Annotated in this window: 16 protein-coding genes; 13 read left to right on the top strand and 3 right to left on the bottom strand. The window is 36.5% G+C overall.

Going from position 1 to position 13,758, the window contains the following annotated elements; translation table 11 throughout:
* Positions 1-133: 133 nt before the first annotated feature.
* Positions 134-685, bottom strand: coding sequence for a D-glycero-beta-D-manno-heptose 1,7-bisphosphate 7-phosphatase (gene gmhB, locus V6256_RS13470; RefSeq protein WP_341598745.1), 552 nt, complete (start codon positions 683-685; stop codon positions 134-136).
* A gap of 83 nt (positions 686-768) precedes the next feature.
* Between gmhB and rcsF the strand changes: the two genes are divergently transcribed.
* Positions 769-1,146, top strand: coding sequence for an Rcs stress response system protein RcsF (rcsF, locus tag V6256_RS13465; RefSeq protein WP_341598744.1), 378 nt, complete (start codon positions 769-771; stop codon positions 1,144-1,146).
* Positions 1,136-1,846 (top strand): tRNA (N6-threonylcarbamoyladenosine(37)-N6)-methyltransferase TrmO, encoded by a 711-nt coding sequence (gene tsaA, locus V6256_RS13460; RefSeq protein ID WP_341598743.1) that lies wholly within the window; start codon positions 1,136-1,138, stop codon positions 1,844-1,846. Before rcsF ends, tsaA begins: the two co-directional genes overlap by 11 nt.
* Here the strand turns inward: tsaA and V6256_RS13455 are convergent.
* Positions 1,839-2,411 (bottom strand): rhomboid family intramembrane serine protease, encoded by a 573-nt coding sequence (locus V6256_RS13455; RefSeq protein WP_341598742.1) that lies wholly within the window; start codon positions 2,409-2,411, stop codon positions 1,839-1,841. The genes tsaA and V6256_RS13455 overlap by 8 nt on opposite strands.
* Positions 2,412-2,574: 163 nt before the next feature.
* On the opposite strand from V6256_RS13455, the gene V6256_RS13450 reads away from it, so the two are divergent.
* The 3 genes from V6256_RS13450 (at position 2,575) to V6256_RS13440 (ending at position 6,248) form a co-directional block, all read left to right on the top strand.
* The gene (locus V6256_RS13450) at positions 2,575-4,290 is read left to right on the top strand and encodes a proline--tRNA ligase (RefSeq protein WP_341598741.1); all 1,716 of its coding nucleotides are present in this window, start codon (positions 2,575-2,577) and stop codon (positions 4,288-4,290) included.
* A gap of 157 nt (positions 4,291-4,447) precedes the next feature.
* Positions 4,448-5,443: an alpha/beta fold hydrolase gene (locus V6256_RS13445; RefSeq protein ID WP_341598740.1), complete on the top strand. Its 996-nt coding sequence runs from the start codon at positions 4,448-4,450 to the stop codon at positions 5,441-5,443.
* A gap of 7 nt (positions 5,444-5,450) precedes the next feature.
* Complete coding sequence (locus V6256_RS13440) at positions 5,451-6,248, top strand: Cof-type HAD-IIB family hydrolase (RefSeq protein ID WP_341598739.1); 798 nt, start codon at positions 5,451-5,453, stop codon at positions 6,246-6,248.
* A gap of 53 nt (positions 6,249-6,301) precedes the next feature.
* Here V6256_RS13440 and yaaA read toward each other — a convergent pair whose 3' ends face one another.
* The gene (yaaA, locus tag V6256_RS13435; protein ID WP_341598738.1) at positions 6,302-7,078 is read right to left on the bottom strand and encodes a peroxide stress protein YaaA; all 777 of its coding nucleotides are present in this window, start codon (positions 7,076-7,078) and stop codon (positions 6,302-6,304) included.
* Between the two features lie 379 nt (positions 7,079-7,457).
* Between yaaA and V6256_RS13430 the strand changes: the two genes are divergently transcribed.
* From V6256_RS13430 to V6256_RS13395, 8 genes are all read left to right on the top strand, one after another.
* Complete coding sequence (locus V6256_RS13430; protein WP_341598737.1) at positions 7,458-8,150, top strand: YggS family pyridoxal phosphate-dependent enzyme; 693 nt, start codon at positions 7,458-7,460, stop codon at positions 8,148-8,150.
* 24 nt (positions 8,151-8,174) lie between these two features.
* Positions 8,175-8,999 carry a pyrroline-5-carboxylate reductase gene (gene proC / locus V6256_RS13425; RefSeq protein ID WP_341598736.1) on the top strand — a complete coding sequence of 275 codons (825 nt, stop codon included), beginning with the start codon at positions 8,175-8,177 and terminating at the stop codon, positions 8,997-8,999.
* Between the two features lie 37 nt (positions 9,000-9,036).
* The gene (locus V6256_RS13420) at positions 9,037-9,582 is read left to right on the top strand and encodes a YggT family protein (RefSeq protein ID WP_341598735.1); all 546 of its coding nucleotides are present in this window, start codon (positions 9,037-9,039) and stop codon (positions 9,580-9,582) included.
* Positions 9,583-9,612: 30 nt separating this feature from the next.
* A complete protein-coding gene (gene yggU, locus V6256_RS13415) occupies positions 9,613-9,897 on the top strand; it encodes a DUF167 family protein YggU (protein WP_341598734.1) in 285 nt (94 codons plus the stop codon).
* 197 nt (positions 9,898-10,094) lie between these two features.
* Entirely contained in the window at positions 10,095-10,700 is a 606-nt protein-coding gene (locus V6256_RS13410) for an XTP/dITP diphosphatase (RefSeq protein ID WP_341598733.1), read from the top strand.
* Positions 10,701-10,782: 82 nt separating this feature from the next.
* On the top strand, positions 10,783-11,925 hold the full coding sequence (gene hemW, locus V6256_RS13405; RefSeq protein ID WP_341598747.1) for a radical SAM family heme chaperone HemW: 1,143 nt from the start codon (positions 10,783-10,785) through the stop codon (positions 11,923-11,925).
* 684 nt (positions 11,926-12,609) lie between these two features.
* Complete coding sequence (locus V6256_RS13400; RefSeq protein WP_341598746.1) at positions 12,610-13,368, top strand: AzlC family ABC transporter permease; 759 nt, start codon at positions 12,610-12,612, stop codon at positions 13,366-13,368.
* Positions 13,365-13,685, top strand: a complete 321-nt coding sequence (locus V6256_RS13395) for an AzlD domain-containing protein (RefSeq protein ID WP_341598732.1) — start codon at positions 13,365-13,367, stop codon at positions 13,683-13,685. Before V6256_RS13400 ends, V6256_RS13395 begins: the two co-directional genes overlap by 4 nt.
* Positions 13,686-13,758 lie beyond the last annotated feature (73 nt).

Raw genomic sequence — 13,758 nt, 5'->3', positions numbered from 1 at the left:
GTGTCTGTGGATGCGCATTATAGGGATTCAGATCACATTGGCAAGCGTTTTATTGCGATTATTTGCAATTAATTTTTATACCAATATTGAGCACAAGTTACGCACAAAAATACGCAACTTATCCACAGAGTTATTAAATACTTTTAACAACTGCCGCTAAATCATCAAAAACGGCTGTTGCTAATGTTTCACCTTCTTCAGTTATTGCTTTACCAGTACGCACTAAATAATTAGTTTTTACTCCTGCAGCAATACCAGCTTGAATATCTGATACCTTATCGCCCACTAAAATTGAGTTTTCGATATCTATTTTTAAATCATCAATGGCATTATTCAACATACCTGGTTTTGGTTTACGACATTCACACTCTATTTTGAAATCGCCAATTCCTGCTTCACTGTGATGTGGGCAATAATAGATACCATCTAAATCCACTCCGCGATCAGCCATCGACCAATCCATCCATTCAGTTAATGTATGAAACTGTTCTTCAGAGAATAGACCACGTGCAATACCTGACTGGTTTGTAACAACAACTAATAGGTAACCTTTTTCTTTTAATGCAATGCATGCTTCTATTGCACCTTCTAAAAATTCAAAGTCATCAATTTCTGATACATAGCCATTATCTTTGTTTATTACACCGTCTCTATCTAAAAATACTGCTGGTTTTGACTTACTCATTTTCACTTCTCTATTTCAGGGCTGTTTAATGATGTTATTATGCCATTCATTATATTTCCCTACTATTAATAAAGAGTACAACTATGAAGAGACTTCTTGTTTTAACATTTATCGGCTTTATATCTGGTTGTAGCAACTACACTGTAGAGTCTAACCTCAGTAAACAAAACATTGAGACTTACTTTAAGCCATCGCAGGTAACTATCTACGATAAAAGTGAATTATTAGATAAAGAATATACTGTATTAGGTGCGGTTGAAGGAAGCAGTTGCCAAGAAGCAAGTAACGACCTCCCTGCTAGTGAAAAAGAAGCAAGAACAAATGCGCGAATAAATGCTTCTGATATGAAGGCCAATGGTATTGTATTTCAAACTTGCTTGAACTTCCCACAAGATGAAACCTGCGTAAGTAATGTTATTTGTTATGGAAGAGCACTTGAAGTAGATGTTAATGATGGTTGATTTTACACATACAGTGATTGGGATGATGCATTCACCTTATAAAGAAAAGTTTGCAGTGCCTAGACAACCAGGGTTAGTACCTAGTGCAAAAGCTGAATTAGAAATTCTCGCTCCCTATGATGATATTAATGCGTTTGATGGATTAGAGACCTTTAGTCACTTATGGTTAGTTTTTGAATTTCATCAAAACACATCGAACACTTGGAGTCCGACTGTTCGTCCACCACGGTTGGGTGGCAATAAGCGTATTGGTGTTTTTGCAACTCGTAGCCCTAACCGTCCCAATAATATTGGGTTATCTTTAGTAAGATACCATGGACTAGAACAACGTAAAGGAAAACTATTTCTTTTATTAAGTAACATCGACTTAGTTGACGGCACCCCTATCGTTGATATTAAACCTTATATTCCATATGCTGACTCAATCCCCTCAGCAAGTGCTGGTTTTGCACAAAGCGCGCCTTCAATTTCGGTGTCCGTCATTTTTTCAGCGCAGGCAATCGATCAATTACAAGCGTTACCTATCGAGTATAAAACATTACAACAATTTATTATTGAAGTGTTACAACAAGACCCTCGCCCTGCTTACAAAAAATCAAAAGTGGACCATAAAATTTACGCGATGCATTTATATGACTTTAATATAAAGTGGCAACATTCAGAAAATAGCATCACTGTTCACTCTATAGCTCCTATTTAAGGCGATCTTTGTTAACTTTTGTTCTATTATTTTTCGATAGAAAGTAGCCAATAGCGCCACCAGCCAATGCGCCAAATAAATGACTCTCATAGGAAATATTTGCTGAGCTTGGTAAAACACCAAAAACTAGCCCGCCGTAAATTAACAGTACGGCGAGAGAGATTAAAATGTCTCTAAAATGCTTTTCTTTAAAGCCATAGACAATGAGATAGCCCCACATCGCATAAACAACGCCACTCATACCAATATGGATACTTTGCCCTCGAGCAAATAACCATACTAATGTCCCGGTAGTTAATATTGATAAAATGAAAACAACCCAAAATCGCTTAACACTATGCAAACCAATTAAGCTAGAAAATATAATAAAAGGAAAGAAGTTACTTAATAGATGTGACCAGTCTCCATGTAAAAAAGGAGCAAATAAAATACCGGACAAATGGCTTGTTTCTCGCGGAGCTATACCGAAAAAGTTTACATTGACGACTGTGTTTATCAGTAATAAGCACAAACAAACTAACATGATCGCTAAACTATGTTTTAGTGTTTTTAAATAACGTTGCATATCAACTCCTCTTCTGTTTTTCTAAAACTAACTAATTTTCAGTCAAAAACACAATAAAATTTACATAAATCAACTAACAATGCTTTAGTCCACAGCAATCGACTGCTAAAATCAGCCAACTTACTATTCGCTATACGATAGAGAACTATCAACAAGGATCACCATGCGCACTACCAATTATTTATTATCTACTCAAAAAGAAGCACCAAGTGATGCAGTAATTGCCAGCCACCAGCTGATGTTACGCGCAGGGATGATTCGAAAGCTGGCCTCAGGTCTATACACTTGGTTACCCACTGGTTTACGTGTTTTACGTAAAGTTGAACGCATTGTACGTGAAGAGATGGAACGAGCAGGATCTGTTGAAATATCAATGCCAGTTGTACAGCCTGCTGACTTATGGCAAGAATCTGGCCGTTGGGATAAATTCGGCGGTGAATTATTACGTATTAAAGACCGTCATAACCGTGATTTTGTTTTAGGACCAACTCATGAAGAAGTTATCACAGAGTTAGTACGTAAAGAAGTGAACAGCTATAAACAGTTGCCACTTAACCTATTCCAAATTCAAACTAAATTCCGTGATGAAACACGCCCTCGTTTTGGTGTGATGCGTACTCGTGAATTTATTATGAAAGATGCTTACACTTTCCACCTTGACCAAGAATGTTTAGAAAAGACTTATCAAATTATGTTTGATGCTTATTGCCGTATCTTCGATCGTTTAGGCTTAGAGTACCGCGCAGTTATTGCAGATACAGGTAGTATCGGTGGTAGTGCATCACATGAATTCCACGTATTAGCACAAAGCGGTGAAGATGCGATTGTTTTCTCTGATCAAAGTGACTATGCAGCCAACATCGAAAAAGCTGAAGCTGTCAGCCCACAAGTTGAACTAGCAGCTGCAACGGCTGAAATGGAGTTAGTCGATACGCCTAATGCTAAAACCATTGCTGAGTTAGTTTCTGAACACAACATTGCCATTGAAAAAACAGTTAAAACATTAATCGTTAAAGCTTCTGAAGAGAGTGAATCTGATTTAGTGGCACTGATTATTCGTGGTGACCATGAGCTAAATGAAATAAAAGCGGAAAACCTAGCTGAAGTTGCTTCTCCATTAACTTTTGCTCATGAATCTGAAATCCGTGAGTTAGTTAAAGCAGGCCCTGGCTCTTTAGGCCCTGTCTCATTACCAATGCCATTTATTGTGGATCGCAGTGTTGCAGTAATGAGTGACTTCTCTGCTGGCGCTAATATTGATAACAAACACTACTTCAATATTAACTGGAACCGTGATGTAGAGTTAGGTCAAGTGGCAGATTTACGTAATGTTGTTGAAGGCGATCTAAGCCCATGTGGTAAAGGTAGGCTTTCTATTGCACGTGGTATTGAAGTTGGTCATATCTTCCAATTAGGTGATACTTATGCGCAAGCAATGAATGCAGCAGTATTAAACCAACAAGGTAAGAATCAAGTCATGACTATGGGTTGTTACGGTGTGGGTATTTCACGTATTGTTGCTGCTGCTATCGAACAGAGCAATGATAAAAACGGTATTATCTGGAATGATGTTATTGCGCCTTTCACTGTCGTGATCGTACCAATGAACATGAAAAAATCGCACCGTGTTGCAGATTTAGCCGAGCAATACTATGCGGAATTACAAGCAGCAGGCATCGAAGTGCTGTTAGACGATCGTAAAGAGCGTCCTGGTATTATGTTTGCAGATGCAGAGCTAATCGGTATTCCACACACATTAGTGATTGGCGACCGTAGTATTGATAACGGTGTGATTGAATATAAAAACCGTGCTTCTGGCGAAAAAGAAGAAGTGAAAATTGAAGAAGTAATTGCATTTATTAAAGCAAAATTAGCTTAACCTTCATTCACTCTAGTGAGTAACCTTTAAAACCACGTTTTTTAGCGTGGTTTTTTTATACCTTAATTTCCCCTCTCCCCTATTCTATTTCTATTATGGGTATAATTTAGGCCATCTCAACTGATAAACTTATTAAAAGTAAGTGGAGTGCACGCCAATGTTAAACAATAAATATCATTTCAATACTGAAGATTTATTAAGCAATAATTTTTCAACTGCTATCCATCAGTTTTGGCAGCAGCATGCCGCAATCAATACATTCGATAGTGAGTGTGGTGGCTCCATTCATACAGTGCATATTAAAACGGGCAATACTCAAGCGATTGTCATTTGCCAGGGACGAAATGAATCTGTGTTAAAGTACAAAGAACTTGCTTTTGATTTAAATAAACAAGGTTACGATATTTTTTTAATTGACCATCGCGGGCAAGGATCATCAAGTCGTTTAGGTGGAGATCTCCATAGAGGTCATGTTCATGAGTTTGAAGACTATGTCATGGATTTACGTACTTTTATTAATTCATTATCGTTGCAACAAGATTATCAAGCCTGTTTTTTACTTGCACACTCAATGGGAGCTGCGATTAGCGCTTTGTATTTACAAAAGCACGCTCACCCATTTCACAAAGCAGCTTTTTGTAGCCCGATGTTTTCTATTAATACTGGAAAAATACCTGTTTGGGCTGCTAAATTCATTAGCTTTGTTTGTGACACGACTTATAGTGTATTTAATGACTTAGCCTGTTACGCACCCAGGGTAGGTAAATATCAAAAAAGTGTATTCGAACAAAACGAATTAACATCAAGTAAGAAACGCTTTAGTGCTATATTTAATGTCTTTGAACAAGCGGTAGAAACACAATTAGGTGGGCCAACAATGCGTTGGATTAATAGAAGCTTATACGCTACCGAAAAAGCGGTAAAAAATGCCAATGCGATAAAGATCCCCATATTATTAATTCAGGCTGGTGCAGACACTATAGTAACAGAGAAAGGTCAGCAGCAATTTATGCTCAACCTTAAAGATGATCAAGAAAGTGAATGCTTGCGCATAGAAGGTGCAAAGCATGAAATATTATTGGAACAAGACCAATATAGAATTCCAGCACTTAATAAAATATTAAATTTCTTTCAACAATGTCAAACAAGGTAATACAGCTATGTATAAAATCGCTATTTCAGATCTTGATGGAACACTACTGAACCCAATGCACAAAGTATCAACGACCACCAAACAAGCTGTTGATAGTTGGAAAAAGGCAGATAAAGAATTCGTTATTGCCACAGGTCGACACTATATTGAAGCAAAAAGAATACAAGAAGATTTAGGTGAGCCAATTTACTTAATTACTTCCAATGGTGCTCGCGTTCATGATCCAAAAGGCAATATCATGCTCAAGCAAAACTTGCCAACAGAAATAGCGACAACCATTTGTAACTATGATTTTGATCCGAGTGTACAAATTAACTTATTCACTGATCACAACTGGTATGCAAATTTCTCACGCCAAGAGCTAAAAGATATGTGTATTGATACTGACTTTTTCTGCCAAGAGTGTGATTTAAAAAGCATTGATAAAAGCAACACTATTAAAATATTCTTTTATGGTGAGAGAGAGAAACTAGATATCATTTATAAGATACTCAATGAACAATTTGCAGGAAAAGTTAATCTCACCTTCTCATTAGATATGTGTTTAGAAGTAATGGAAGCAAATACCAATAAAGGGGCCGCAGTCAATGCCGTGCTAAAAGAAATGAATTTAACAGAAGCACAAGCTATCGCATTTGGTGATGGTATGAATGATGTTGAAATGTTAAAAAGTGTGGGCAAACCAATCTTAATGAAAAACTCACAAAATGACTTATTAAATGCCCTACCTGAAGCAGAAATAACCTTATCTTCACGTGATGATGGCGTAGCAGTTAAACTAAATAAACTTTTACAATCGTTATAAATAAAAAAGCCTAGCTTTATAAAAAAGCTAGGCTTTGACTGTCACTTCAAAAATTACTGCTCGTCACGCTGAAACACTAAATCTGTTTTCGTTGAAGCCGCTTCTACAAAATAATATCCTGCAATATTAAATGCTTTTAATTGCTCCAGATCTGTTATTTCATTTTCCATAATATAACGTGCCATTAACCCACGCGCTTTCTTAGCGTAAAAGCTAATTACTTTATATTGACCATTCTTTTGATCTTTAAAAATAGGAGTAATCACTTCAGCATTTAATTGCTTTGTTTTTACTGCTTTAAAGTACTCATTAGAGGCAAGATTAATTAAGTACTGACTATTTTCAGCACTGAGTTGTTTATTTAACTCTTCAGTGATTAAATTTCCCCAGAATTGATACAGATTAGTGCCACGTTCATTATCTAAACGGGTTCCCATTTCAAGACGGTAAGCTAACATTAAATCTAATGGGCGTAATAAACCATATAATCCAGAAAGAATACGTAGATGTTTTTGCGTATAATCTAATGTACTTTCATTTAATGTTTCTGCTTCTAAACCAGTATAAACATCACCTTTAAAAGCAAATAAACATTGCTTCGCATCATTATCCAATGAAAAAGGGGTTGTCCACTGTGCAAAACGCGCAACATTTAATCCTGCAATTTTATCGCTTACTTTCATCAATGAAGCAATATCTTGCATTGATAGTTTTTGACAACGGTTTATCAAAATTTGGCTTTCAGCTAATAGGTTAGCTTCTGTAAATTTAGTGGTCGTCGCTGGGCTTTCAAAGTCTAATGTTTTCGCTGGTGATATAACAACTATCATTCTTCTTCCTTCTTAATAAAAAGTGACCACAAGGATGTATTATTGAAAGCAATGAAACGAATTAAACTTTTCAATCAACCGCCATACTCTCAGCCTCTATTTACTTGATTCAGATGACTGCGTTTCAATTTAATGACTCATTGATGTTTCCTGTGTTGGAGATTCAGTATAACCAATTTTTATCTCCTGTATAACTTAAAATAGTGCTTGCTCGAAATTCCATAACATTCCCTCTTAAATCAATGACCTTACTTCCATCTAAATCAAAAAACTATCACTTGAATAGATAGAAGAAGAGCACAGAGAGGTGTTGATCTTATCTATTATGCTTTACACTAAAAGCTGGTTATACCTATAAACTATATTTGATGTGAATAAGATGATTAACATACAGAACAATATTCTAGCGGTTGAAAACAAAATAGCACAAGCGGCATTGGCAGCGCAGCGTGAAGATAAGATTCAGCTATTAGCGGTCAGTAAAACCAAACCTGTTTCACTTATAAAAGAAGCATTCAAACAAGGCCTCTCCCACTTCGGGGAAAACTATGTTCAAGAAAGTGTTGAAAAAATACAACAGGTTAAATTAGATCCTGAATTTGATAAGCCTATTTGTTGGTATTTTATTGGTCCTCTACAGTCAAATAAAACACGCCCCGTCGCAGAGAACTTTGATTGGGTACAAAGTGTTGACCGACTAAAAATAGCACAACGTCTTAATCAACAAAGACCTGAAGGTATGCCAAACCTGAATATTTGCTTACAAATCAATATCAGTGAAGAAGAAACAAAATCGGGCACAACCTTGTCACAAGTGATGGAATTAGCATCACAGGTTCAACAACTATCACGACTCAAACTACGTGGCATTATGGCGATACCACAAAAAAGTGATAACCCGAAAGTGGTTGAACAACAGTTTTTAACATTGCATCAAATATTTACACAACTACAACAGCAATATCCAGATATTGATACCTTATCAATGGGGATGAGTGGTGATTTAGAAAGCGCCATTAAGTGTGGTAGTACTATGGTACGAATTGGCACTGATATTTTTGGTGCACGATAAACATTAATAGAAAGGAAGAACATAATGCAAGATAAGAAAATTACTTTTATTGGTGCTGGCAACATGGCTGGCAGTATTATTAATGGTTTAGTAAAAGGTGGATACCCAGCTAACTTGATTTGCGCATCAGCACCAAGTTTAACCAATACGCAAAAACTAGCTGATGAACTTGCTATTACAGCAAGCCAAGATAATAACCAATCAGCATCATGGGCAGATGTCATTGTATTAGGTGTAAAACCACAAATGATGGCCGATGTATGTAAAGCATTAGTAGATGGCGGCGTTGATTTCACTAATAAATTAGTCATTTCTATTGCTGCAGGTGTTTCAGTAACACGTTTTCAATCTGTATTAGGTGAAAATACAGCGGTCATTCGTACTATGCCAAACACTCCTTCTCTATTACAAAAAGGAATGACAGGTTTATTTGCATCGCAACAAGTATCTGCACAAGATAAAGATTTTGCTAGCGAACTAATGGGTGCAGTAGGTGAAATTGTTTGGGTAGAAGAAGAATCACAAATTAATGGAGTGATTGCTGCAGCCGGATCAGCACCTGCTTACTTTTTCCTATTTATGGAATCAATGCAGAAGAAAGCAATGGAGATGGGCTTCAGCAAAGAAGATGCTCGTTTACTTGTACAACAATCTGCTATTGGTAGTGCCGAAATGGTTAAACAAAATGCTCATTTAGATCTTGAAACATTACGTAATAATGTAATATCTAAAGGTGGCACAACTGCTGAAGCCGTCCGTACTTTTAACGAACTCAACTTACCAGAAATCGTCGGCAAAGCGATGCAAGCTGCATCAGATCGCGGTGCTGAAATGGAAAAATTATTCTAACTCATTGCTATAATCATTCAATAAAAGGTAGAAATAAATGAATGCAGTTAACTTTTTAATCGATACCGTATTTGACCTGTATCTCATGGTGGTTCTATTACGCGTATGGTTACAATTGGCCCGAGCGGATTTTTATAATCCATTCAGCCAATTTATTGTAAAAGCAACACAGCCGGTTGTTGCACCATTACGTCGAATCATTCCTGGATTTGGTGGCTTGGACGTGGCGACATTACTATTTGCTTTAGTAATAGCTGCTGCAAAAATACTGACATTAACAATGGTATTTAATTACCCAGTTGTCCCTATCGCCATTCTTATTCAAGCGCTATTGGTATTATTATCTGCTGTCTTTAATTTAGTTTTCTGGGTATTAGTGATTCGTGCAGTATTAAGTTGGGTTAGCCAAGGTAGACACCCTATTGAAGCTGTTATGATCCAATTAACAGAACCTCTATTAAGCCCTATTCGTCGTGTTATTCCGTCACTGGGTGGATTAGATCTATCAATGTTAGTATTACTGTTAGGATTACAGTTTTTTGAAAAATTAGTGCTTGGGTTTATTGCTCAATTACTTGGGTAAACTACTTAAAATAATAGCTAGTTACTAATTATGAAGACATTTTTTACCTATCAAGGCGATGTTTTATTACTTCGCCTTTATTTACAACCCAAAGCAAGCAGAGATAAATTAGTGGGTGTTCACGGAGATGAGCTAAAAATAGCAATAACCGCACCACCCATTGATGGCAAAGCGAATGCTTATTTACTTAAATATTTAAGTAAATTATTTGGTGTTTCTAAAAGTGCAGTGGTGATTGAAAAAGGCACGCAAAGCCGTCATAAATTGATACGTGTGGAACAGCCTAAAAAACTACCTCCTATTTTTACAGAGTAAAGTAAGGCGTAATCATAGCTTGCTACAGTAATAGGCGAAGGTATTATCTACTTCGGCAATACCGTTAACTTACTTTTAATGAGATAAAAGCACTAAACTCAACCAGTCTCTTGCTCATATCTTATTAATAAATAAAAAGATTATAAACTTATAAAAGATTAAATTTCCGCATTTTTTATGCTGGATAAGGAATAAATATGAAGCAAAAATGGGTATTGGCTACTGGCAATCAAGGTAAAGTCAAAGAGATGAGTGAGTTATTAAATAGCTTCTCGATCGAGGTTTTGCCACAAAATCAATTCAATGTTCCGGATGTGCCAGAAACAGGCACCACCTTTGTTGAAAACGCAATTATTAAAGCGCGTCATGCATCGAAATTAACTGGGTTACCAGCAATAGCCGATGACTCTGGATTAGAAGTTGACTTTATCAACGGCCAACCAGGTATTTATTCCGCACGTTATGCAGGTGAAGATGCGAGCGATCAAGATAATATTGATAAGCTACTATCAAAACTTAAAGGTATTAGCCCTGAACAACGAAAAGCACGTTTTCAATGTGTGCTCGTTTATATGCGTCATGCATTAGATCCAACACCGGTTATTTGCCAAGGTACTTGGGAAGGTGTTATCACTGAAACTCAAAATGGTGAACAAGGGTTTGGTTATGATCCGGTATTTTGGGTTGAAGGTGAGCAAATGACATCGGCGCAACTGACTAAACAACGTAAAAGTGAACTAAGCCATCGTGGTAAAGCACTATCTCAACTGGTCAATATCTTAAAAGCAGAACTTACAGGCTAAAGTCTGGATACACTCCGACTGTTAACTTATTACTATTTTTAAAGCGGCCTAATTGGTCGCTTTTATGTTTTGGAAAAAATTAATGCTACAACTTCCTCCGCTCAGTTTATATGTTCATATCCCTTGGTGTATTGAAAAATGCCCTTATTGCGATTTTAATTCTCACAAATTAAAAGGAGAGATACCTGAGCGTGAGTATTTAAATGCACTTATTGATGATTTAACGCAAGATTTAAATTTTGTACAAGGACGAACATTATTTAGCATCTTCATCGGAGGAGGAACGCCAAGCTTAATCTCTGCAGCAGGCATTCAATGGCTACTGCAGGAGATTGAAAAGTTAATTCCTTTTAGTGAACAGATAGAAATAACATTAGAGGCCAACCCTGGTGCGATTGAAAACCAAAAAATTGCTGACTTTAAAAGTGCAGGGATCAATCGCTTTTCTTTTGGAGTACAAAGCTTCCAACAAGAAAAATTAACTAAACTAGGTCGCATTCATGGAGTAGAAGAAGCTAAAACGGCAGCAATACAAGCACATAATGTGGGCATGAAAACCTTTAATCTAGACTTAATGCATGGTTTACCTGATCAAAGTTTAGAAGATGCTATCAGCGATCTAAGCACGGCGATCGCGCTTAATCCTACGCATTTATCTTGGTATCAATTAACTATAGAGCCAAATACTCAATACTTTTCTCATCCTCCTAAGTTACCCGATGATGAAACACTGTGGAGCATTCAAGAAGCTGGCGTAAAACTACTCGCTGAACATGGTTATCAACAATATGAAATATCTGGTTATAGTCGTCCTGGTTGGCAATGTCAGCATAATTTAAATTATTGGCGTTTTGGGGATTATTTAGGTATTGGCTGTGGTGCCCATGGGAAAATATCATTACCTCTAGAAAATAAAATTTTACGCACAACAAAAATTAAACACCCTAAAGGTTATCTTGATCCTACTCGATCTTATATGGATCAATATAATACTGTTGAGAAAGAAGACCTGACTTTCGAATATATGATGAATCGTCTACGTCTTATGGAAGTTATCCCCTTCTCAGAATTTGAGGATTATACTGGATTATCACGAGAAACTTTAGATACGCAGTTAGCATTAGCGATCAAAAAAGGTTTGATAACTGTTAACCAAGAAAACTGTCAAGTAACGGCGTTAGGGCATCGATATTTAAATGAGCTGTTAACTATTTTTATGGAATAACATCAGTTCTATTGGTCACGAATCAACCTAACTTTTACCCCTTTAAGTTAGGTTGATACTGTTAACCCACTTACAATTTTAATATACTCCAAATTATCTAGCCTCTCGCTAAATAGTATTGGATATAAAGAGACTGATGTACTTTATAGGAGCTTGTTAATTCACAAGTTCAGTCTTTTCTGATGAGTATGAGTTAGCCTGACTTATTCCTCTCAATACAAACTTTATTCTCTAATGCAGCTGGTTAAACTCTTTTCTCAATAATAGGAAAAGGCGGTATTGATATCGGCGCTTATGGTAAACGTAAAGTGTATAAAAATGTCTAAGAAATACGACCATAGCCCAAACAATCGCATTAGGAGTACAAGCTAAAGTTGGTAGATAAGGGACTAGATATGGGAGAAGTAATGATTCAAAAAACAATATGGAGATTACGTTGATGGAGTAGCAATATTTATTTATGCTATCGGAGGTTTAATGTACAAGGCTTCAATGGGCAGAAAAATTACCTATAAAGCCGACAAATATAAGTATTTTCAATAATAGGGTCATTATGCCAATGCTCATTTCTTTTGCCTTAACAAGCTCATTTTATCATTGAGACTTAATAATAGAATGCTAAGCAGTGTAAAAAACTCACCGGTGCCTAACTAAAAATAATAAACCATAAAGATTTAAAGACTCATTATTAGGAATAGTATTATCAATCATAATCAACTTAAAAAAACGGAAATAATTGCGGGTGCTAAAGCGGCGATACCACTCATTATTGGCGGTATTCCTTTTGGTATTCTATTTGGCACATTAGCACCTAGTAGCGGATTATCCGTTTGGGCCACCATGGCCATGTCATTAATTGTTTTTGCTGGTTCAGCGCAGTTTATTGTCTTGGCGCTGATTGCTGTACAAGCCCCGTTAGAAGTTATTTTATTAACGACCTTTGTCGTTAATCTTCGTCATCTATTGTATGCCACGGCATTAGTCCCACATGTAAGTCATTTATCTCTGCCATGGCGTAGTCTATTAGCATTTGGTTTAACTGATGAAACCTTTGCTAACATGAGTCAGCGTTATCAACCTAACTCTCCTTTGGGGGATGATCATCAATTTGCACACTTCTTTTATCTAGGGTCCATGTTTAGCTTTTACATTAGTTGGGGCGGAGCAACAGCAATAGGCTTAGTACTCGGTAATGTGATACCTGATATGACAAGTTGGGGATTAGAGTTTGCAATGTCAGTGACTTTTATTGGAATGGTTATTCCATACCTTAATACTAAAGCGATGTTTAGTGCAATGTTAAGCGCAGCGATCTCCTCCCTCTTTTTCGCACACCTTCCCAATAAGCTAGGTCTAATCATTAGTGCGTTAATCGGTGTTATCGCTGGTTTAATTGTTATTCAGTTTCAAAAAGTATCGCTTAACCAAGGAGAAAAAGTATGAATGAGTTTTGGTTAATATTCGGTATGTTTGTTATCACTTTTGGTATTCGCTTTGTGATGTTTGCTTTTGCCGGTAAAGTTAGTTTTCCTATTTGGATGCAGCAATCTTTAAAGTTTGTTCCACCAGCAGTATTAACTGCGATCATTGTTCCTGCCGTAGTAATGCCCGAAGGTGTAATTGATTTTAGTCTTAACAATGTTTATCTGATTGCGGCTATCATCAGCGTTATAATTAGCTTAATAACTAAAAGCTTATTAAAAACAATATTTTTTGGCATGTTGTTATTTTTGTGCCTAAAATTTTTTATAGCAGGGTAAAGACTCCTGCTTAAGCACTTTTTATACCAATCACACTAATTAACTGATCTATTTTACTTGCTAAAATAACTTA

The sequence above is a fragment of the Psychromonas aquatilis genome, from assembly GCF_038155185.1.
In the GTDB taxonomy this organism is placed as follows: Bacteria; Pseudomonadota; Gammaproteobacteria; order Enterobacterales; family Psychromonadaceae; genus Psychromonas; species Psychromonas aquatilis.
Note: the sequence above shows the minus strand (reverse complement) of the source record. Positions and strands in the feature narration are given on the sequence as shown.